Raw genomic sequence first — 18,655 nt, forward strand, 5'->3', positions numbered from 1 at the left:
AATGATTCCGAAACGCATTCACGCAATTACCGATGACGATCTGCGAACAATCGTTTCCGAAGGGATGAAAGAGGGGCGGACGCTCGAGTTTAAAGAATCATTGCCAGGACGCGGGGACTCTGATCGCAAAGAGTTTCTAGCCGACATCACATCATTCGCCAACACATCAGGAGGCGATATAGTGTACGGGATGAGGGGTGAACGTGATGCAGATGGTAAGACCACTGGCGCAGCGTTAGAATTCACCGGGCTAAAGGGGATTTCGACAGACACCGAAACGCTGCGACTAAAGGAGATGGTGCTTCACGGCGTCGCACCCAGAATCGTCGGTCTAGACGTTGTCGAGATCGAGGGCGGTGATGAAGGCCCAGCGATACTCGTCCGCATCCCAGATAGCTTTCAGAAACCACACATGGTGACTTTCAAAGGAAGTTCACGATTTTACGGACGGACGAGCGCTGGAAAGCACCAACTCGATGTCGGCGAGATCCGAACGGCATTCGTCCAGTCGGCAAAACTACCGGAGATGCTTCGAGCTTTCGTTCTTGACCGGCTGACGAAACTGCTTGACGACGCTGCCTCGATTTCATTGATCGACGGCCCGATCGCTGCAGTTCATTTCGTCCCAATTTCAGCGATGCTCGGTTCGCACAAAATTGATCCGCGCGACATCGAGCACCCCCAATCGCTGAACTTCGCTCCGTTTGGAAGGGACGGACTGGAGCGAATTAACTTAGACGGTTACGCGAAGTACACAGCGACCAGCGAAGCTGATCGAGCACGAATCTATGGACAATTGTTCCGAAACGGTGCCGTTGAATTTGTTTCATCATCCGTACACGTTAAGAACAGCGGCGAGTCGAGTGATTTTTCCGCTACACACCTATGCAACGACCTGCTAACCACGCTCATAAAGTTGCGGAATCTCTACCATCATCTCGACGTCGATCCGCCCTATGTCATCTTCGTATCGCTCTTGAATATCGCACCTTGTCAAATTTACCTACCGGAACGGTTCCGACATTTCATCGACACGGTCACAATCAAAACGAACCAAATCACATTCTCCGAACAGCTGATTGACGAGCCGATCCCCGATGACCGTTCGCTTCTCGCCAACATACTTCGCCCACTATTTGATGAAATGTGGCAGGCGTTCGGCATAAAGCAATGCATGGACTTTACACAAGAAGGCGAGTGGCCCTCTTAAGTTTTCGGTGATCCGGTCTCGGGCGTTCAACATCAAAACGCTGGTGGAGTGATGCCTTTGGCTTTTAGAGTGGCGAGGTACTTGTCTGGTTCGGCGACTAGCTTTTTCGCACAGCCGGGGCAGCAGATGTAGACGGCTTTTCCGTTGACATTGACCTTGCCTGGGACGCCCATGCCGCCCAGCGGTTCGTCCATGACGGGACAGGTTTTCTGTGCGGCGATTGCGGCAGCATCGGCAAGCGTCGATTTGAAAACGCCCTCGCGGACTTGTTCGCCTTTGGCGGTGTAGTACTTGGTGAGGTACTGGTCGGGTGAGGCCTCGACTTTCTTCGTGCAGCCCGCACAGCAGACGAAAAGTGACTTGTCACCGATTGTGATCTTGGGTGGCTTGCCCATGCTGCCGAGCGGTTGGCCGCTGACGGGGCACGTGGCTTGCAGGCTTATGAGTAGTTCGTCGGAGAGCTTACCGCTGGCGAGCTTGCCCATCACGTGGAATACCAGAGGCTGGCTTCCGATGTTGGTGATCTCGACGTTCATGTGCAACGGTTGGTCGACGACTTTGGAAAGGTCGACGCCGACTCCAATCGCGAGATTCTTGAGCGTTTTGAGTTGGTAGGTGTATTCCTTCTCGCTGTCGCCGACTCGAAGTTTCAGTGTACCGGTCGCGTCGGGTGTGGCGATGGGTTGATCGTTCTTGCCAAGAATCATGAACATGATGCCTTTGTCGGCGATCACGGTTTCAACGCGACGGTCGCCAACAGTTTGCATAGCGCCACCGTGTGGGCCAGTTGCCGCAGTCGCGTGGCTGTGGCCAGCGTGGTTGTGTTCGGCGTGGTCGTGTTCGGAGTGGACGTCCTGTGCGGTCGCGAGTTGGGGCGACGCGAACAGTGTGGCCGCGACAATTGCAGTGAGAATGCGAAGTTTCATCGATATGTGTCTTTGAAAAAAAGTGATGGTGCAGGGTGATGAACGTGGGGCTACTGATTCAACTTGGCGAGGTACTTCTCGGGGTCGGCGAGCAGTTTGTCTTTGCAGCCGTCGCAGCAAATCCACACTGACTTGCCGTTCACATCGACCTTTTCAGGGGCTCCCATCGTTCCGAGCATCTCGCCGCTGACGGGACACATGTGTTGGGCCATGGCCGACTTGTAATCTTCCGGCGAAAGCTCTTTCAAACCGGGCATCATCTTAGCCATCGGTGAATCGGCGGTGGCGTGGTCGCCGTGATCGTGATCGGCGTGGTCGCCATGGTCATGGTCTGCGTGGTCCTCTTCCGTGTCGCTGGCGGGAGTCGCGGGTGGCGTCACAGGATCGGATTCGGGCGAGTTGCAGCCGTAAATGCCGAGAACGAGCAGCCCGCCAAGTAATAGTGGGAACAGTTTCATTTTTTTTGCCTGGGAGTTGGGAGTTGGGAGTTGGGAGACACGGAGAGGGGGAGAGGGGGAGTGAACTTTTTGGCAATTCTGCCATCTCGACGCTTGCTTACTCCCCTTCTCCCGACTCCCCCGCTCTCTTCAGATACTTGGGCGGTCGCTTTCTTCACGCGATGCGGAAAGAATTCTTCTAATTCATTGAAAATGCGTGAAGAAACGCGTACTTCGGGCATCAAAAACACATCAGCAGAAGCGTCTCCCAGAGAATGAGTGGGTTATGTCAACCAACGATTGCAAAACGGTGCAGCCATACCTGTCGGCTTATCACGACGGTGAGCTTGCGGCTGGACAAGCGGCAACGGTGGCGAAACACGTTGAGTCATGCGAATCGTGTGCGGCAGAGCTGAGTTCGTTCACGTCACTCGGGTCGGATTTCGCTCAAACGCCCATCCCAGCAAAGCCGTCTGATCTGTGGCAGCGGATTGAACGTGAACTTCCGACGACCGTTGAGCCGGTGACACTGTCGCGACGGTTTAGCGTTTGGATTCGCGAGTCGCCGTACGGCGCAGGGCTCGTTTCGATGGCCGCGTCGATTCTGTTGTTGCTCGGTTTTGGACTTTGGTACGGCGGCGATCAGGGTAGCGTGAACAAAACTGCTGGCGGCATGGCGATGCATTCGCACGATGGCGAAGAAGCGATGTCTGCCGACCACATGGTCGAGTTCGCTGGGTGATGGATGACTATTTACAGAAGTTGCCCAACGACCCAGACGCAGCGGAACAGATGCTGCTTACCAAGTACGACGGTGAAAAAGTCGACGCGGACGGAGCAGTAAAGTTGGTCGGCTATCGCCCGATCGTTTCGAGTGGATTGCCCGAGGGCTATTCGTTGGCATCAACCAGCGTCTTGAAAATGCCTTGTTGCACGTGCGTGAAGGCGGTTTGCAAACGGAGTGACGGTTCGACGCTGGTTCTATTTGAACACGACGACGAAGAGACAGCTTGGTTTGGCGATCGCCGCCAGAGCATGGCAACGTGCGGCGACAAAGATTGCTGCCTCGTTGATCTCGATTCCAGCATCGCGGCAACTTGGAAGCAAGGTACTCGAAGCGTCACCGCCGTCGGCGTTCGCGACCAAGATGAAGTGGCGAAGCTGGTGACCTGGTTAGACAAATCCTAAAGCGAACTCATGAACGAATTCTTCAAACAACATCGCGGGAAACTTTGGATTGCACAAGCGTTGGCGTTTTTGCTGCTCGGTGTCTTCGTCGCTTCGTGGTTTGGCGGCGGCTCGGATGAGCCGAAAGTGTCCTCGAGTTCCGGTACGTCGAATTCGGAGGCAATGCAAAGTAAACCGTCGATTTGGACTTGTTCGATGCATCCGCAAATCCGTCGCGATGGTCCGGGCAGTTGTCCCATCTGCGGGATGGACTTGGTGCCGGTCAAGGAATCGGCCGACGGTGTTCGCACCGTTTCGATCAGCTCTGAGATCAAGAGTTTAATGAACGTTCAGGTCAGCCCCGTCCGTCGGCAATACGTGACGGCCGATGTTCGGATGGTGGGCAAGATCGAGTACGACGAAACACGACTTGCCCACATCACGGCTTGGGTTCCCGGCAGGCTCGAACGCATGTTCGTTGACTATACGGGCGTCGAAGTCAACAAGGGCGACCACATGGTGCAAATTTACAGCGAGGCACTCTACACCGCGCAGGAAGAGTTGCTTGCCGCCACTCGGCGGGACCGGCCGCAAAGCTCATCGCGTTTCATCGAACCACTCGATCTTGCCGAATCCGCTCGCGAGAAGTTGCGGTTGCTGGGACTGACGCCAGAACAAATTCAAACGATCGAGCAACGTGGTAAGTCATCCGAAACCGTAACGATCTATTCGCCGGTTGGCGGCGTGGTCGTCGGCAAGTTGAAACAAGAAGGTGATCGCGTACAGACCGGCGACCGCATCTACACCGTCGCCGACTTGAACCACTTGTGGGTTCAGATGGATGCTTACGAATCGGACCTAGCTTGGTTGCGGTACGGGCAAGACGTCGAGTTCTCGACGGAAGCTTATCCGGGCGAGGTTTTTCACGGTCGCATCGCGTTCATCGACCCGGTGTTGAACGAAGATACGCGAACGGTGAAGGTTCGCGTGAACGTCAGCAACGATGACGGCCGACTGAAGCCGGAGATGTTCGTGCGGGCGATCGTGAAGAGCAACGTCGCGGCGGGAGGTCGAGTGCTTGATGCGTCGTTGGCTGGAAAGTGGATCAGCCCGATGCATCCTGAGATCGTGAAAGATCAACCGGGCGACTGCGACATTTGCGGGATGCCATTGGTGCGGGCCGAGTCATTGGGCTATGTCACTGCGGAACCGACCAATGCTGCGAAGCCGTTGATCGTACCGACATCAGCCGTGTTGCTGACCGGCACACGAGCGATCGTCTACGTTCAGATTCCGGACGCAGACAAGCCGACTTATGAAGGTCGCGAGATTGTTATTGGTCCGCGAGCAGGTGACTTCTATCTGGTGAAGTCCGGTCTCAACGAAGGCGACCTCGTTGTGACCAACGGAAACTTCAAACTCGACAGTGCGCTGCAGATTTCTGCGAAGCCCTCGATGATGACACCTCAAGGTGGCGGCGGCGGTGGACACAACCACGGCGGTATGGAAATGCCAAAGGCAGACGAAGGTGTCACGATGAACGTGAGTCCGATGGAGTTGGTGCCAGCAGTACGTGATGCCATGCAAGGCATTGTTGAGCAATTCAAAACGATTCAAGAAAAGGTCGAAGCGGCGAACCTCGCAGAGATTCGTGCCGGCTACGACGAACTGGGTAAAGCGGTCGAGGCGGTGCCGGCAGACTTGATCGGCCCCGACATGCGACCGCAGTGGTTCGAGATTGCGATGTTGCTTCGCAATGACGTCACCGAAGGCCGTGAGACCAATTCCATGCGTGACGCCGATCGGGTGTTCGCGTTGACTCGCCAACACGTCGATCAAATGAAGGCGCAATTCCCGTTGCCGATGTCTCACGATGAAATGCAGATGCCACCGATGGCGAACATGGATGCTCCGCCAGAAGTGACCCAGCAATTGAACGGCTTTGTCGGTCCTTATTTGGGACTTGGTAAGGCGCTCGCGGCCGACGATTTGGAGGCTGCGAAGCAAGCCGTCGAGCCGTTGCATCAGCGATTGGCTTCATTGCTGCCCATCGTCTCTGAGTCCAAAGCGGTCGAAATGTGGAACAAAGAGAAACGCGACTTGTCCGAGATCGTCGCAAGATTGCAGAAAGCAAACGACCTCGCCGCCTTGCGGAGCGGATTCGCGTTGCTGTCTGAGCAGATGCTGAGCCTCGAGCGGATGTTCGGTCTTCCCACCGACGCGGCTCTTTACGAACTGCATTGCCCGATGGCGTTTGAGGGACGTGGTGCATCCTGGATTCAGTCCGACGATGCGGTTCGCAATCCGTACTACGGCCCGTCGATGCTGAAGTGTGCGGATCGAGTTGAAAGTTTAGGGTCGAGAGTTAAGAGCAAGGGGAGCGAATAGACGTCCATGTTTGGTTTTGAAAAGCTCGATGTTTGGCAAAAGTCAGTTGATTTGGCCGACGAAGTCTATTGTTTGACTCGTGACTTTCCCGACTACGAGAAGTTTGGTTTGGCAAATCAAATGCGACGAGCTGCTGTGTCAATCTCATCGAATATCGCCGAGGGCAGTGGTCGTGAATCCAAGAAAGACTTCGCCCGATTTCTTCAGATCGCCTACGGCTCAGTAATGGAGGTTGTTTCGCAACTTCACATTGCTCAACGGCAAGAGTTCATTCCCAAGGAGCAAGCACGCAAGGTGTACCAAGACTGCGAAGAGATCGCACGAATGCTTAGCGGACTCAAGCGAAGCTTGGGTACATAAGTATGTCCAACTCTCAACTCTTGACTCCCGACTCTCAACTAGACGAAGCGAAGCGGAGTCTGCTCGGCCGACTGATCTGGTTCTGCCTGACCAACAAGCTCGTTGTCTTGTTGCTGGTCATTGCGACGCTGGGTTGGGGCGTCATGGTCGCGCCGTTCGACTGGGACACCGGCGCATTGCCTCGCAATCCCGTTCCCGTCGACGCGATTCCCGACATTGGCGAGAACCAACAAATCGTGTTCACGCAGTGGATGGGACGCAGCCCACAGGACGTCGAGGACCAGATTGGTTATCCGCTGACGGTTGCGCTGTTGGGCATTCCCGAAGTCAAGACGATCCGCAGCTATTCGATGTTCGGGTTCTCGTCGATCTACATCATCTTCGGCGAAGACGCGGACTTCTATTGGTCGCGAACGCGAGTGCTGGAAAAGCTGAACAGCTTGCCGGCTGGTACCTTGCCAGATGGCGTGCAGCCGACACTCGGGCCGGACGCGACAGCATTGGGGCAGATTTATCTCTACACGCTCGAAGGCCGTGATCCCGACGGCAACCCGACGGGTGGTTGGGACTTGCGAGAGCTGCGAACGATCCAGGACTACTACGTTCGCTACTCTTTGACTTCAGCGGAAGGGATCAGCGAAGTCGCGTCGATCGGCGGCTTTGTTCAGGAGTACCAAGTCGACGTTGATCCCGATGCGATGCGGGCCGCTGGAGTGACGTTGGCCAGAGTGTTTGAGTCGATTCGCATGACGAACGTTGATGTAGGTGCTCGGACGATCGAACTGAACAAGGCGGAATACGTCATCCGCGGTCTCGGCTTCATCGAGGATATCGAAGACATCGAGAAGACGGTCGTAAAAGTGACGGACAACGTGCCGATCACGGTGGCCGACGTAGCCAACGTGTCGCTTGGACCGGCGTTACGGCGTGGTGCGCTCGACAAGGCCGGTGCCGAAGCCGTCGGCGGAGTCGCGGTTGTACGCTACGGATACAACCCGCTGGCAGCGATCAAGAACATCAAACAGCGTATCAAGGAAGTTTCGCCGGGCCTGCCGACGAAGGTGCTTGTCGATTACACAAAGACGTCGGCCGATGAAGTTGATCAGTGGGTTGAGAGTTTAGGGTTGAGAGTTGAGAGTTCCGAAGACATCGTCACTTCACTCTCTCAACCCTCGACTCTCAACACTCAACTCGTCAAGCATCTTCGTGGCATGCCTCAAGAACAGTGGCCGACGTGGATCACGACCAGTCAAGTCGCGGTCGTGCCATTCTACGATCGCACGGGCTTGATTTATGAGACGCTGGGCACGCTGAACACAGCGCTCTTTGAAGAAATCCTCGTGACAATCATCGTGATCCTGGTGATGGTCGTCCACCTACGCAGCTCATTCCTTATTAGTGCGCTACTACCGCTGGCCGTTTTGATGTGCTTCATCGCCATGAAGACGTTTGGCGTGGACGCAAACATCGTGGCGTTGTCCGGCATCGCGATTGCGATCGGGACGATGGTCGATATGGGGATTATTCTCACCGAGAACATTCTCAAATACCTGGATGAAGCTGCGCCCGAAGACGACAAGTTGACGGTGATCTTCAAAGCGTCTCACGAAGTCGCCGGTGCTGTGCTGACCGCCGTCACGACGACCGTGGTCAGTTTTCTGCCAGTGTTCACGATGATCGGTGCGGAAGGAAAGCTGTTTCGACCGCTGGCGTTCACCAAGACGTTTGCACTCGCTGCGTCCGTCATCGTGGCGTTGACCATCATCCCTCCGGCTGCCCATGTGTTAATGGGTGGACGAATCGAATCGAAGAGTTTGCGTCGTGGAGCGTGGTTTGCGCTGCTGATTCTCGGCATTGCCGCTTCAATGATGTTGTCATGGTGGGTCGGAGCGATCCTGATCGGGTTGTCGGCCTATAAGTTATGGGAAGAACGCATTCCTGAGCGTTACCACCGTTTCGGACCGTACGCGGCCAGTGCACTCGCGGCGATAGTCGTCGGCGTGTTGCTGACGCAGGAGTGGTTGCCGCTGGGGCCGCAGAAAGGTTTGCTGCTGAATCTTCTGTTCGTTGGCGGATTGATTGGCGGCATCCTCGGTTTCTTTACTGTCTTTCAACGATTCCTGTACGAACCGATCCTGCGTTGGTGCCTGAATCACAAGTTCGCGTTTCTCTGCTTGCCAACTGCGATCCTGCTGTTCGGCGGATCGGCTTGGTTGGGATTCGACAAGGTCTTCGGTTTTGTCCCCAAGACACTCTCGATGGTTGGCGTTTCTGATTCGACTGTTCGTGAGTCCGGTCCTTGGAGAACAGCAACCAAAGTGCTACCGGGGCTGGGCAAAGAATTCATGCCGCCGCTCGACGAAGGCTCGTTCCTCTACATGCCCACCACGATGCCGCACGCTTCGATCGGTGAAGCGATGGACGTGTTACAGTTGCAGAACCAATTGCTCGTGTCGATCCCCGAAGTCGAATCGGTCGTCGGCAAGATCGGTCGCGCCGACACGCCGCTTGATCCGGCACCGGTGTCGATGATCGAAACCTACATCACCTACAAGTCGGAATACAAAACCGACGAAGACGGTCACCGGCTGAACTTCCGATATGACACGGAAGCAAACGAGTATGTCCGCGACGACGACAGTGAGCTGATCCTTGATCCCGCCGGTCGTCCGTTCCGACAATGGCGCGACAAAATTCGCACGCCTGACGACATTTGGCAAGCCATCACGACGGCGGCTCAGATTCCAGGCACGACGTCCGCTCCTAAACTGCAACCGATCGCGGCTCGGATCGTGATGCTGCAAAGCGGCATGCGTGCGCCGATGGGGATGAAGGTGAAAGGCCCGGACCTGGAAACGATCGAGCGGGTTGCCTTGGAATTGGAATCGCTGTTGAAGCAAATTCCAACGGTCCAATCGTCAGCCGTCATCGCTGACCGCATCGTCGGCAAGCCGTACTTGGAGATCGACATCGACCGCGATGCAATCAAACGATACGGACTGCATATTCGCAGCGTGCAGGACGTGATCGAAGTCGCAATCGGCGGCCGGCAAATCACCACGACGGTCGAAGGACGCGAGCGTTTTCCCGTCCGGGTACGTTACGCTCGCGAGCTACGCGACGATCTCGAATCGCTCGAACGGATTCTCGTTCCGACGCCAATGGGGTCACAAATCCCGCTCGGGCAGCTTGCCGATATTCGGTACACCCGCGGACCGCAAGTCATCAAGAGCGAAGACACGTTCTTGCTCGGATACGTGCTGTTCGACAAGAAGCCAGGCGAAGCGGAAGTCGACGTTGTCGAAGATGCGCAGGCGTTCCTGCAATCGAAAATTGACTCGGGCGAGTTCACGCTGCCAGCCGGAGTCACCTACACGTTCGCAGGCAACTACGAAAACCAAATCCGATCGCAAAAAACACTGGCAATCGTGTTGCCACTCGCACTCGGGATCATCTTCTTGATTCTGTACCTGCAATTCAAATCAGCCATCACAACATCGCTAGTCTTCAGTGGCATCCTGATCGCGTGGGCGGGCGGTTTCATCATGCTGTGGTTGTACGGCACCGAATGGTTCCTCGATTTCAACTTACTCGGCACCAACATGCGTGAGCTGTTCCAAGTCAAAACGATCAACCTAAGCGTTGCCGTCTGGGTCGGCTTCCTTGCCTTGTTCGGAATCGCCAGCGACGACGGCGTCGTGATCGCGTCGTACCTTGACGAAAGCTTCCGCAAGGATCGCATCGAGAACGCCCAGCACGCTCGCGAAGCCACTGTGGCTGCGGGTCTGCGTCGCGTTAGACCGTGCTTAATGACCACGGCGACGACAATCCTGGCATTGATTCCAATCCTGACATCGAGCGGCCGAGGCAGCGACATCATGGTGCCGATGGCGATCCCCAGCTTCGGCGGGATGGTCATCGCAATCATCACGATGTTCATCGTGCCGGTTTTGTATTGCAGTGCGATGGAGTGGAAGTTGCGGCTGGGTATCCGAGACGAACGCTTTGCGAAGGACGCTTGAGGAAAGATGGGAGTGAAGGAGGGTTAAGCTGGGTTAATTAGACTCCAGACTCCCAAGTGGGCGTGTTGGTATGCGAATTGCTTGATTTGCGGCTGGCCATGCAAGAATGACAGAACATCGCGGCAAGCATTTGCCGATAAACTGGACTGGTCGCAAGGCTAGTTGTAGCCTACAATGTCTTTGATGGCCTACCTATTAAGAAGAACCAACTGACACGATGTTTCGACTGCTTTTACTATCGTTTATCGCATTGCGAGTTGTCGCGTGCCCGGTGTTTTGCCTGGGTGTGTCTGATGATCGTTTTGTGAGCGATGTGGCAGTGGTGCATCATTCTTGTGGTTGTTCTGGTGAACAGAACTCGCCTTGCGATGACGATAGCGTTCCACCGGTGGAATCGCCTTGCCCTTGCGAAACGGGATGTGAGTGCCAGGTCACGCCTGAGCTGAACCACCGAACGATTGCTGATTTTCAGCTCGCCTTGGATCTCGCTCCGCTGAAATTGGAGACGCTTGATCTCTCCGAGGTCTTGGTTGCTCGATTCGAGCATCAACCTCGTCCATTGGATCTTTTGACGGGTCGCTCGGTGCGCGTTGCGCACTCTTCTTGGCTGCTCTAAGCCGCGACTAAATCTTTTCGTCTGCTGACCGGCGAACTCGGTTTGTAATTCCGGCTATGGATCTACACGCTTGGGTTCTAGCTTCTGGTTGGCGGCGATTCTGGTCGTTGTATGCGCTCGCGGTTGTTGCGTGCGCTGTTTAAACCGTCTTTAGCCAGCAAGGTTTTCCAATGAGTCATCCGCTTGCCGATGCGCCGAGAAAAAGTCCTCGGCAAGAACCCGTGGAGCCGTCCGTCAATGGACACAAGGTTCCCGCCGCCGAAACTGAAATCAATCAGGACGCCGAATCGAAACCTCGCGGTCCCATTCGCCACGGCATCTCGTTGGTGCTAGGCAGTATCGGACCGACATTGGTTTTGGCCGGGTTCGCTGCTGTGTTTTGGTACGGGCATCAAAACGATTGGCGGATTCCCAAATTCGCGGCACTAACCGGTGATGTCGAGCCGGTTGTCGATGATTGGTGTGAAGAACATGCGGTGCCGGAGTCCATTTGTGTCGAGTGCGATCCGACGTTGATGGCCAAGGGGCCTGACTACGGTTGGTGCAGCGTCCACGGTGTCCACAACTGCACGCTCGACCATCCCGATGTTGCCCAACTCAAAGAAACCCCCACTGTTACGGTCGAAGATTTAGAACGTGCGGCTCGTGCGTTGGCGATTGCGCCTCGCAAAGAAAACAACAGTGCTTGCGAGGTCTACCAGTCACGAATTCAGTTCGCTTCGATCGAGTCGGTTCAACAGGCTGGCGTCGATGTTGAACTGGTCGAGCGTGCCCCGATCACCGAGTCGATCGTTGGTAACGGAGAAATTATCTACGATCCAACGCGACAGGCGAGCATGGCGTCGCGGGTGCCGGGAAGCGTTTGGAAGGTCACGAAGAACGTGGGCGATCCGGTGGAGGTTGGTGAAGTTCTGGCGGTGATTGACGCGGCGGGAGTTGGCGAGATCAAAACGGCCTTACTGCGGGCGCTGGCGGAACAAAAACTTCAACAGCAAAACGTATCGCGGTTGGATACAGCACGTGCCGCGATTGCCGGTTCGCGAATCCTGGATGCGAAAGCGGCATTGGCGAAAGCTCAGGCGGACGTCTTGGCGGCGGAGCAATCGCTGCGGAATTTGGGACTGCCCGCCGAAGTCGGTGAGTTGCAGGGCTTATTAGAACAACAGGTGCTCGATCGCTTGCGATTGCTGGGAATTCCGGACGAGCTTCGGGCGCAGTTGAACAGTCGAACCGTCACGTCAAACCTGCTGCCGATTCGATCGCCAATCCAAGGTGTCGTGGTTCAGCGGAGTGTTTCCGCGGGCGAAGTCGTTGATCCGACGCGGATTCTCTTTCAGGTCGCCGACGTTCGACAAATGTGGCTGACGTTGAACATTCCGCTAGAAAGCTCCGAGCAGTTGGCAATCGGTCAGCCCGTCGAGTTTCGCGCCGACGGTAGCCGCGAAGTCGTCACCGGAACATTGGACTGGATTAGCACTTCGGCAGACAACACGACGCGGATGTTGCAGGTTCGAACCGTGTTGGATAACTCGGACGGACGCCTTCGCAACGAGACCTTTGGGATGGGCGAAGTGATCCTGCGGAAAGAGTCCGACGCGATCGTGATCCCAACCGGTTCCTCTCACTGGGAAGGTTGTTGCCAAGTCGTCTTTGTTCGCGACAAGAACTACTTTGCCAGTCCCGACAGCTACAAGGTTTTCCATGTCCGCTCGGTTCGATTGGGAGCGGTCAATGGCGATGTGACAGAGATCATTTCGGGTGTGTTACCGGGCGAAGTGATCGCGACCGACGGCAGCGACGTGCTGCGGGCACAACTTCTCAAGAACAATCTTGGTGCAGGCTGCGACTGCGTCGCCGAATAAAGGATTGCACGGATGCTTAACTACCTCATTGATTTCTCGCTCAAGCACCGCGCCTTGGTCATATTGACCGCGTTGTTGTTCGCTGGCGTTGGTGTGTTCTCGCTCCAGCAACTGGACATTGACGCGTTCCCGGACACGACTCCGGTTCAAATTCAAATCAACACGGTCGCCCCTTCGCTCGCGTCCGAAGAGATCGAGCGTCAGATTACGTTTCCGGTCGAGCAGGCGATCAGCGGGTTGCCGGGCCTGCATGAGTTGCGTTCGATTTCAAAGTTCGGCCTGTCTCAAGTCGTCGTGATCTTTGACGATGGCATCGACATCTACTTCGCCCGACAACTGATCAACGAACGGCTTTCCACCGTCGAGTTGCCCGACGGGATTCAGCGACCGCAAATGGGGCCGGTTTCGACAGGGTTGGGCGAGGTCTTTCACTATGTACTGGTTTACGAAGGTGTTGATTTCTCCAAGGTCGCACAACAAGAACGCATCAAGCGGATGACGGAATTGCGTACGATCCACGACTGGGTGGTGAAGCCCCAGTTGCGTTCGGTTCGCGGCGTTGCGGAGGTCAATAGTTGGGGTGGTTACGAGAAACAGTATCAGGTTCGACTGCAACCGGATTTGTTGGTGAAGTATGGATTGACGTTCGAGCAAGTTAGCGAAGCCATCGAAGCGAACAACGAGAATGTAGGTGGTGGGACGGTTACCGACGGCAGCGAAATGTTGTTGGTCCACGGCGTCGGTCGAACGGTCAATCTGGAAGAAATCAAGGATGTTGTTATCACCGCCAAAGAGGGCGTGCCAGTTCGCATTCGTGACGTGGCGGAGGTCGAAATCGGACACGAAATCCGACGCGGGGCGGTCACGGCGAACGGGCGTGGCGAGGCGGTATTGGGACTAGGGTTCATGTTGATGGGCGAAAACAGTCACGACGTGACTTGGTCCATCAAAGAAAAGATCGCCAGCATTCAGGAGACCCTTCCAGCGGGCGTTCGGATTCAAACGGTTTACGACCGCACCGAATTGATCGACCACGTGATTCACACCGTTCAAAAAAATCTCTTTGAAGGCGGCCTGTTGGTGATTGCGGTGTTGTTCGTCTTTCTGGGGAATCTGCGAGCAGGTTTGATCGTCGCCGCAGCGATCCCATTGTCGATGCTGTTTGCATTTTCAGGAATGTTGAAGTTTGGCATCGCCGCCAGTCTGCTGAGCCTGGGTGCGATCGACTTTGGGTTGGTCGTCGATAGCAGCGTCGTGATGATCGAGAACTGCGTGCGGCATTTGGCACACAACCGGGACGGCAAAAGTCGACTGGAGATCATTCGCGAGGCGGCCATCGAGGTTCGCAAGCCGACGATGTTTGGCGAGCTAATCATCATGATTGTCTATCTGCCGATCCTGACGCTCGAAGGGATCGAAGGCAAACTGTTTCGACCTATGGCGATCACCGTCATCATGGCCTTGGCCGGTTCGATGGTCCTATCGCTCACCCTGATGCCGGTTTTGGCCAGTCTGTTCTTGCCGAAGAACGTCCAAGAGAAAGAGCCGTTGTTGATCCGCGTGCTCAAGCGACTTTATGCACCGGTTCTTCGGTTCACGATGCACCACAAGACCTTTGTGATCGGTGCGGCACTATTGTTGTTGGTCAGCGTGTTTGGTTTGGTTGCACCGAACCTTGGCAGCGAGTTCGTACCGCGACTTTCTGAAGGTGCGATCACGATCAACGTTGTGCGTCTGGCGGGGACAACGCTGGAAGAATCCATGCGATACAACACGCAAATGGAGCAGGTTTTGCTGGATAAGTTTCCTGATGAGGTATCGCAGGTCTGGAGCCGCATCGGTACGGCGGAAGTTGCGACCGATCCGATGGGAACTGAACTGACCGATTTGTTTTTGACCCTGCATCCACGCGAACAATGGACGAGGGCGGAGACGCAGGAAGAATTGGTCATCAAGGTTCAGGAGGAACTTCGAGACCTGCCCGGACCTCGATTGGCGATGTCACAGCCGATTGAGATGCGAATGAATGAAATGATTTCGGGTGTTCGGTCGGATGTCGCGGCAATCCTCTATGGCGATGACCTCGATCTGATGGTCGAGAAGGCGAGCGAGATCGAACGGGCGCTCAATGCCATTCCCGGCAGCGAAGACGTTAAGGTCGAACAGGTGTCTGGTCAGCCGGTTTTGCAGATTCGCGTCAAACAAGACGAGATCGCACGCTACGGCGTTTCAGCCAGCACGATCATGAACCTTGTTCGTTCATTGGGCAGTCATCATGTCGGCGAAGTGTACGAAGGGCAATTGCGTTTCCCGCTGATCATTCGCCTACCGGAAAAGGCGCGAGCTAACCCAGACGCGATCCGTCAAATTTTAGTGGCGACGCCTTTGGGTGAACGCATCCCTTTGTCTCGGTTAGCCACGATCGAGAAGGTTGAGGGGCCGAACACAATCAAGCGAGATTGGTACCAACGGCGAATCACGATCGAAGCGAATGTCCGTGGACGCGACTTGGGTAGTTTTGTCGCCGAAGCCCGACGCACGATTGATGAGAAGGTTCAACTGCCACCGGGACGCTACCGTGTCGAGTGGGGTGGCCAGTTTGAAAATTTGCAACGTGCCCAATTGCGGTTGATGATCGTTGTTCCCATCGCCTTGTTAATGATCCTGTCATTGCTCTACGCGACCTATCGCAACTGGGTGGACTCGTTACGAGTGTTCACCGGCGTTCCCTTCGCTTGGATCGGCGGAGTGTTGGCTCTATGGGTTCGCGACATGCCGTTTTCCATTTCGGCTGCCGTTGGATTCATCGCATTGTCCGGCGTTGCAGTGCTGGACGACATGTTGCTGGTTTCAACGATCCGGCAACTCCGGCGGCGTGGTCGCTCACTCGATGAAGCGGTCGAAGAAGCCGCGATGACGCGATTGCGTCCGATCCTAATGACGACGCTCGTCGCCAGCCTTGGTTTCGTGCCGATGGCGTTCAGTACCGGCATGGGCGCCGAGGTGCAGCGACCGTTGGCAACGGTTGTGATCGGCGGCGTGTGTAGCGCAATGATCATGAGCCTGCTTGTTTTGCGAGTGCTCTATGTGGTCTTCAACCTGCCGGTTGAAAAATTTGACGGAGATGGTGGAGATGATGATGGTCATCAACTCAAACCCAACGACCCGACCGACCCAGAGTCGGAGCAGCCTTCGGATTCCGACGAAACGTTTGAGTCCCAGAAGCTGCCCGAGCGGCTGACGGTCTAACCCTTGATTCGGCCAAGCCGAAGGAGATTGATAGTGAAGATGAATTGGATCAAAGATTTTCGTGGACTGTCGCTGGCCGGATTGGCCGCTGCCGCCGTGGTGTTTGCCGGTTGCAGCAAGAGCGATGTCGTCACTGAACCCGGTAGTTCCGATCCGGTGGCGGCAACGAATGTGGATCACAGCCACGGCGGTTGGTGGTGCGTCGAGCATGGTGTTCCCGAAGGCGATTGCGCCCTGTGTGACAAAACGTTGGTGTCGAAGTTCAAAGAGGAAGGCGACTGGTGTGATGAACACGACCGCCCCGAATCGCAGTGTTTCATTTGCAGCCCCAAGCGTTTCGACAAGTTCGCAGCGACTTACGAAGCCAAGACGGGTCACAAACCACCGCAACCAACAGAGTAGGCATGTCAAGGCAATCGCCAAAAAGAAACGCCTGGAGTCGGGGATTGCGACGCGTCACGAAAATGTCGTTCGCTACGTTTCTGCTCGTTCAGCCCGGCTGCATGTGTGGATGTTCTGTGCCCCTCCAGACGGCTTGCATTTCGCAAGCCTGCTGCGATGGCGATTGTTTGAACGTTTCCCCGACAGAGAAAAGTGAGGATTCAACCGTGCCCTTGGCGAAAGTTGAAACCTCGACCCATCCACGGCGATAGCCATTTGATCGTAGTGGCTGGGGGGAAAACAGTAGCGCATTTGACCAGCCCGTTGAGTCGCTCGCCCTCAGCCACGTTTTTCAGTCTGACCTTATCCCCGTTTACCCACTTCGTCCTACAAACCAAAGGAAATAGCCATGTGACACTTAGATCCCATCCGAAAGGACCAACCAGATGAAAGTTAATGTTTGTTACCTGAAAGGAATCTGAAAATGTACCGTACCTCCCTTTACCTTGCCCTGACGTTCGCCGCTGCCCTTTGCATGACGGCCCAAAGCCGCGTTGCCAATGCCGCCGATGCGGTCGGCGCTTCGACGACCAAAACCACCATCACTTTGAAGGTTCTAACCTGTGAGAGCTGTGCAAAAAAGGTGGCGGCCAAGTTGAGCGAAGTTCCGGGCGTCGGCAGCGTCAAGACGGACGTCAAGTCCAACACCGCGATCGTCGTCCCCAAGGGCAGCGCGACGCTGTCGCCCCTGCAATTGTGGGAAGCGATCGAGAAAGCTGGCAAGGAAACCGTGAAGCTCGAAGGCCCGAGCGGAACGTTCACGTCCAAACCGAAGCAATAGCCCCTTGCCGATTCGCGATTGATACGCCGCGCATGTGGAGATATTCTCCGCATCGACGGCAGTCGGCCAACGAATGACGGAAGCCAACAACCACCTATGCCATTTCACAAAACTCAACACGTCGCCACCGCTTTGATCGCTCTCATATTGCTCGCTGTCGGATGTGATCGCGACTTATCGCAAACTGACGAAATTCCGTCGCCGACCGACGCGGGTCCAATTCAGTTGACGGATGATTCGTTTCAAGCCGAAGTTCTGGAAAGCGAACTTCCGGTGCTGGTCGATATGTGGGCACCGTGGTGCAAGCCTTGCATCGCGATGAAGCCGGCGATACAGCGGCTTGCATTGGAGTTGTCCGGAGATGTGAAGGTGGCCGAATTGAACATTGAAGAAAACCCGTTTATTCAAAAAAAGTATGACATCGACAAGTATCCGATACTATTGATCTTCGTCGACGGAATCGAGACGCAAAGGCTTGTAGGAAGCAAAACCCATGAGCAACTATTGAACGCGCTAACAAATCATGTAGCCGTGGAGAAACTAAGATGAGCAAGCTGCCTGTAGAAACGAAACTTGATAGCACACTTGCGCTCGCACGCGATCCGTACCGTTTTGTTTCGTCACGATGCGAGAAGTTCAACACCGACGTTTTTGAAACCCGGTTGTTGCTGCAAAAGGTGGTTTGCATGAGAGGCGAGGAAGCCGCCAAGGTGTTTTACGATACCTCGCGTTTCTCCCGCGTCGGTGTCGCTCCGTCGCGAATCACCAAGACGCTGTTCGGACGTGGAGGCGTACAGGGCATGGATGGCAAGGCTCACCGTCATCGCAAGATGATGTTCATGTCGTTGCTGACTGAAGACAAAATTGTCGGACTCACCCAACTTGCCCGCGACATTTGGGAGCGTCGTGTGCTTCAGTGGTCACGTATGGATCAGGTCGTGCTTTTCCGGCAGGCTCAGGAGATTCTCACCGAAGCGGTTTGTCAGTGGGCGGGCGTGCCGCTCGATCCGGCCGATGTGGACCGACGGACCAGCGAGCTGGCAGCCCTTTTCGACTTTGCGGGCAGCATCGGTCCAAAGCATTGGTGGGCAAGGATCGCACGCAAACGCAACGAAGCTTGGTTGCGTGGAATTGTCAAACAGATTCGCAGCGGAACCTACGACCCGCCCGAGGACACCGCCGCGTTCATCGTCGCC

The 18,655-nt window shown here is 55.5% G+C and carries 15 protein-coding genes; 13 read left to right on the forward strand and 2 right to left on the reverse strand.

Annotation, left to right across the window (positions count from 1 at the left end; all coding sequences use genetic code 11):
• Window position 1 precedes the first annotated feature (1 nt).
• Window positions 2-1,210, forward strand: a complete 1,209-nt coding sequence (locus RMSM_RS03680; protein ID WP_040763964.1) for an AlbA family DNA-binding domain-containing protein — start codon at window positions 2-4, stop codon at window positions 1,208-1,210.
• Window positions 1,211-1,242: 32 nt separating this feature from the next.
• Here the strand turns inward: RMSM_RS03680 and RMSM_RS03685 are convergent, their stop codons facing one another.
• Complete coding sequence (locus RMSM_RS03685; RefSeq protein WP_008691739.1) at window positions 1,243-2,136, reverse strand: hypothetical protein; 894 nt, start codon at window positions 2,134-2,136, stop codon at window positions 1,243-1,245.
• Between the two features lie 50 nt (window positions 2,137-2,186).
• Window positions 2,187-2,594: a hypothetical protein gene (locus RMSM_RS03690; protein WP_008691741.1), complete on the reverse strand. Its 408-nt coding sequence runs from the start codon at window positions 2,592-2,594 to the stop codon at window positions 2,187-2,189.
• 265 nt (window positions 2,595-2,859) lie between these two features.
• Here RMSM_RS03690 and RMSM_RS42310 point away from each other — a divergent pair, with 265 nt between their 5' ends.
• From RMSM_RS42310 to RMSM_RS03745, 12 genes are all read left to right on the forward strand, one after another.
• Window positions 2,860-3,315 (forward strand): anti-sigma factor family protein, encoded by a 456-nt coding sequence (locus RMSM_RS42310; protein ID WP_008691743.1) that lies wholly within the window; start codon window positions 2,860-2,862, stop codon window positions 3,313-3,315.
• Complete coding sequence (locus RMSM_RS42315) at window positions 3,315-3,761, forward strand: hypothetical protein (protein WP_008691745.1); 447 nt, start codon at window positions 3,315-3,317, stop codon at window positions 3,759-3,761. The genes RMSM_RS42310 and RMSM_RS42315 overlap by 1 nt, the downstream gene beginning before the upstream one ends.
• 9 nt (window positions 3,762-3,770) lie before the next feature.
• Window positions 3,771-6,128 (forward strand): heavy metal-binding domain-containing protein, encoded by a 2,358-nt coding sequence (locus RMSM_RS03700; protein ID WP_008691747.1) that lies wholly within the window; start codon window positions 3,771-3,773, stop codon window positions 6,126-6,128.
• Window positions 6,129-6,134: 6 nt separating this feature from the next.
• Window positions 6,135-6,488 carry a four helix bundle protein gene (locus RMSM_RS03705; RefSeq protein ID WP_008691749.1) on the forward strand — a complete coding sequence of 118 codons (354 nt, stop codon included), beginning with the start codon at window positions 6,135-6,137 and terminating at the stop codon, window positions 6,486-6,488.
• A 2-nt stretch (window positions 6,489-6,490) separates the two neighbouring features.
• On the forward strand, window positions 6,491-10,510 hold the full coding sequence (locus RMSM_RS03710) for an efflux RND transporter permease subunit (protein WP_052031469.1): 4,020 nt from the start codon (window positions 6,491-6,493) through the stop codon (window positions 10,508-10,510).
• 217 nt (window positions 10,511-10,727) lie between these two features.
• Complete coding sequence (locus RMSM_RS42320; protein ID WP_236621994.1) at window positions 10,728-11,126, forward strand: hypothetical protein; 399 nt, start codon at window positions 10,728-10,730, stop codon at window positions 11,124-11,126.
• Between the two features lie 170 nt (window positions 11,127-11,296).
• Window positions 11,297-12,988, forward strand: a complete 1,692-nt coding sequence (locus tag RMSM_RS03720) for an efflux RND transporter periplasmic adaptor subunit (protein ID WP_173405105.1) — start codon at window positions 11,297-11,299, stop codon at window positions 12,986-12,988.
• A gap of 12 nt (window positions 12,989-13,000) precedes the next feature.
• The gene (locus RMSM_RS03725; RefSeq protein ID WP_040763967.1) at window positions 13,001-16,237 is read left to right on the forward strand and encodes an efflux RND transporter permease subunit; all 3,237 of its coding nucleotides are present in this window, start codon (window positions 13,001-13,003) and stop codon (window positions 16,235-16,237) included.
• A 33-nt stretch (window positions 16,238-16,270) separates the two neighbouring features.
• The gene (locus RMSM_RS03730) at window positions 16,271-16,639 is read left to right on the forward strand and encodes a hypothetical protein (protein WP_008691755.1); all 369 of its coding nucleotides are present in this window, start codon (window positions 16,271-16,273) and stop codon (window positions 16,637-16,639) included.
• A gap of 463 nt (window positions 16,640-17,102) precedes the next feature.
• Window positions 17,103-17,459, forward strand: a complete 357-nt coding sequence (locus RMSM_RS03735) for a heavy-metal-associated domain-containing protein (RefSeq protein WP_236621996.1) — start codon at window positions 17,103-17,105, stop codon at window positions 17,457-17,459.
• A 96-nt stretch (window positions 17,460-17,555) separates the two neighbouring features.
• Complete coding sequence (locus RMSM_RS03740; protein WP_008691760.1) at window positions 17,556-18,008, forward strand: thioredoxin family protein; 453 nt, start codon at window positions 17,556-17,558, stop codon at window positions 18,006-18,008.
• On the forward strand, window positions 18,005-18,655 hold a 651-nt coding region (locus RMSM_RS03745), incomplete at its 3' end, for a cytochrome P450 family protein (protein ID WP_008691762.1). The genes RMSM_RS03740 and RMSM_RS03745, both read left to right, overlap by 4 nt.

It is taken from the genome of Rhodopirellula maiorica SM1 (assembly GCF_000346295.1).
GTDB classification, from domain to species: domain Bacteria; phylum Planctomycetota; class Planctomycetia; order Pirellulales; family Pirellulaceae; genus Novipirellula; species Novipirellula maiorica.

Coding starts and splice junctions, on each gene's coding strand:
- RMSM_RS03680 (WP_040763964.1), top strand. CDS start 2: ATGATTCCGAAACGCATTCACGCAATTACCGATGACGATCTGCGAACA.
- RMSM_RS03685 (WP_008691739.1), bottom strand. CDS start 2,136: ATGAAACTTCGCATTCTCACTGCAATTGTCGCGGCCACACTGTTCGCG.
- RMSM_RS03690 (WP_008691741.1), bottom strand. CDS start 2,594: ATGAAACTGTTCCCACTATTACTTGGCGGGCTGCTCGTTCTCGGCATT.
- RMSM_RS42310 (WP_008691743.1), top strand. CDS start 2,860: ATGTCAACCAACGATTGCAAAACGGTGCAGCCATACCTGTCGGCTTAT.
- RMSM_RS42315 (WP_008691745.1), top strand. CDS start 3,315: ATGGATGACTATTTACAGAAGTTGCCCAACGACCCAGACGCAGCGGAA.
- RMSM_RS03700 (WP_008691747.1), top strand. CDS start 3,771: ATGAACGAATTCTTCAAACAACATCGCGGGAAACTTTGGATTGCACAA.
- RMSM_RS03705 (WP_008691749.1), top strand. CDS start 6,135: ATGTTTGGTTTTGAAAAGCTCGATGTTTGGCAAAAGTCAGTTGATTTG.
- RMSM_RS03710 (WP_052031469.1), top strand. CDS start 6,491: ATGTCCAACTCTCAACTCTTGACTCCCGACTCTCAACTAGACGAAGCG.
- RMSM_RS42320 (WP_236621994.1), top strand. CDS start 10,728: ATGTTTCGACTGCTTTTACTATCGTTTATCGCATTGCGAGTTGTCGCG.
- RMSM_RS03720 (WP_173405105.1), top strand. CDS start 11,297: ATGAGTCATCCGCTTGCCGATGCGCCGAGAAAAAGTCCTCGGCAAGAA.
- RMSM_RS03725 (WP_040763967.1), top strand. CDS start 13,001: ATGCTTAACTACCTCATTGATTTCTCGCTCAAGCACCGCGCCTTGGTC.
- RMSM_RS03735 (WP_236621996.1), top strand. CDS start 17,103: ATGTACCGTACCTCCCTTTACCTTGCCCTGACGTTCGCCGCTGCCCTT.
- RMSM_RS03740 (WP_008691760.1), top strand. CDS start 17,556: ATGCCATTTCACAAAACTCAACACGTCGCCACCGCTTTGATCGCTCTC.